This window comes from Brevibacillus gelatini (assembly GCF_003710935.1).
GTDB classification, from domain to species: Bacteria; Bacillota; Bacilli; order Brevibacillales; family Brevibacillaceae; genus Brevibacillus; species Brevibacillus gelatini.
In genome coordinates, this window is the sequence record NZ_RHHS01000090.1 from 1 (window position 1) to 2,493 (window position 2,493).

2 protein-coding genes are annotated in these 2,493 nt (G+C 41.8%); both read right to left on the reverse strand.

The features are described from left to right. Positions 1-36: 36 nt before the first annotated feature. On the reverse strand, positions 37-804 hold the full coding sequence (istB, locus tag EDM57_RS22930; protein ID WP_023555282.1) for an IS21-like element helper ATPase IstB: 768 nt from the start codon (positions 802-804) through the stop codon (positions 37-39). A gap of 2 nt (positions 805-806) precedes the next feature. After that, positions 807-2,357, reverse strand: coding sequence for an IS21 family transposase (istA, locus tag EDM57_RS22935; RefSeq protein ID WP_122906972.1), 1,551 nt, complete (start codon positions 2,355-2,357; stop codon positions 807-809). Positions 2,358-2,493 lie beyond the last annotated feature (136 nt).

The following is a 2,493-nucleotide window of genomic DNA, read 5'->3' on the forward strand; positions in this document are numbered from 1 at the left end:
TGTAACCGTCAAGTAGTTTTGAACACTTTTTGCTCATTAAGATTGAACACTTTTTTCTCCGAAAATAGAGCTCCTGTATTTGATTCTGTAGCTTTCTTCGTTTAGTTGGATCACTTCCACTCTGTGAAGCAATCGATCTAATATAGCCGTCGTAATTCCTTGATCACCTATTAATTCTCCCCACTGTTCGGGTCCTTTGTTGGATGTTAATATGATTGAACTTCGTTCATACAGGTTGTTTATGAGGTGGAAAAATAGGTTTGCCTCCCTTTGATCCATTGCCATATACATGAGATCATCAATAATGACCAAATCGGATTCGTTTATTCTTTTAAGCTGCGTTTGTGATTTTGTGAGGTACTCTTGGGTTTTCAATAGATGGATCAACTCTCCCATGGTTGAAAAGGTAACTTGAAAACCCTTTTGTATCGCTTCTAACCCAAGTCCAATTGCAATGTGGGTTTTGCCCACTCCTGGAGGACCAAGAAGGATCAGATTGTACTGTTGTTCTAGCCAATTCAGTTCCTTCAACTGTTTGATTTGGCGGGAACTGATTGACTTTTGCTCATCGATCTGAAATTCATCCAAGGTCTTTTGATAGGGAAACTTGGCCCATTTCAATCTCCTCTCCGCATTTTTTGCTTCTCTCCGTTTCAATTCATAGGTTAAGAGTTCTTCTAGAAATTCCTGATAGGTCCAAGAGAATTTTTCAGCTTTACGAAGGAATTCAGGTAGTTCATTGGCTGTCTCCGCCATCCGAAGATGGCGGAAGTAATTTTGCATGGTCTGTACGGTGCTGTTCAACGTCAAATGCCCCCTAGTATTTTTAAATATTTATCCATTTCCCTCGTTGGTGAAGTGGCTTGTAATGCGGAGAGGTTGCGGAAGTTGCTTGGTATTGCTTGATCGAAACGAGGTTCTGAGGAGGGCTTGGTATCTTTTAGTCGGGAAAGGTGCTGTGCAACATCCCGGAGGTCATTTGCACTCCATAAATGGTCTTTTACACATACATCCAAGGCTTCCTCAATATCAGGTTGGAAATGGGTGATGGCATATTGAACGATTTGCAAATGATCACGTACATACCTCGGATACCGAACGCTTATCTCATGAATAAACAGCATTGCTTTTTCTTGATCGTGAAATTGGCGGATAATGGTCTCCTTATAAGCATGAATCCCTTTAGATCGATCACGTGAGTGCTGTCTACTTTTTATAAGCTCTCCTTTTCCGTGGCAAAGCCGATGTCGTGCAAGAACTTCTCCTTGCGGAGTTGCTCTGACAATCAGTTCCTCTTCATAAATCTCGATAAATACTTGATTCTCTCCCCTTGGACGGTATGTCCCTAAAGGAAGGGAGTACCGATTGGATTTATATTTAATCACATTGTCCTTATGGACAGTTCTTGTTATACTGGATCCACGGTTGCTCTCGAAAGAGAGCAGGGGAGAGACTGGCTTCAAGTGTTGCTTTTCGAGGGCGTGCACTTCAACCGGTCTCTTTTTTGTTGTATGGTGCACATTGTAATTGCCTGTCCGTGATAGCCAGGCCAGAGACCGTTCGTTCCATGCATCGATATTGGAGAAAACCCTGTGTTTGGCAAAGTTTCTTTTCACGAATTTCACTACGTTTTCTATCTTGCCCTTACTTTGCGGATCTGCCTTGCGGCATAAATAAAGGCGAAATCCACGTTCTTGCTTATAAGACTGAAATTCACTCGTCAGGATAATGTCTCCTGCATTTTCACTTACGGTGATCAGGTGATCTTGGTCATAAACCAATTCCTCTGGCATTCCTCCGAAAAATACGAATGCGTTTTCATGGCATCTGATTGCATCCCTTGTGGTAAAGGGTCTGCTTTGCCACTCTACATACTTGAAACGGGAGTGGGAGAGAACAAAAGTGATGAAGTATAATCTCACGTCCTTTTTTTCCATATTTTTAACCGTGACTTCTCCCCAATCCACTTGAGCCTGTTGGCCCATTGGCAACTCGTCCACTGCTTCGTGATCACGAATATGTACAATTTTCGGAATATGGTATATTTCCCTTAGCTCACTAACATAGGATCGAACTGTGCTTCCTCCAATCTTAATGGAAGGATATTTCTCCTTTAACCAATCCTCGACCTGAGAAGAAGACAGATCTGGATGTTCATGTAACCAACTGAGAATCCTATCCCGGTAGGGATTCAACTTTTTGCTTCTGTTACCAAGGGAATTGACCCAATCTGATGCCTCCTCAAAAGTCATATCTAGATATTTATAGACCGTGTTCCTCGACAGATCCAATTTCCTTGCGATGGCTGCCACCTTAAATCCTTGCTCTTTTAATTGATGAACCTGAAGATACAACAGTAATTTTTCCACCTTTCCCATCCCCCAGCCAAGCTATGTTGAACAAGTAATCATAGCTTAACTGGGTTACCAAGTGAAAGAAAAAAGTGTTCATTTCTATTTGGCGGATACTGTTGAATTTAGTTTAGCAGTTACA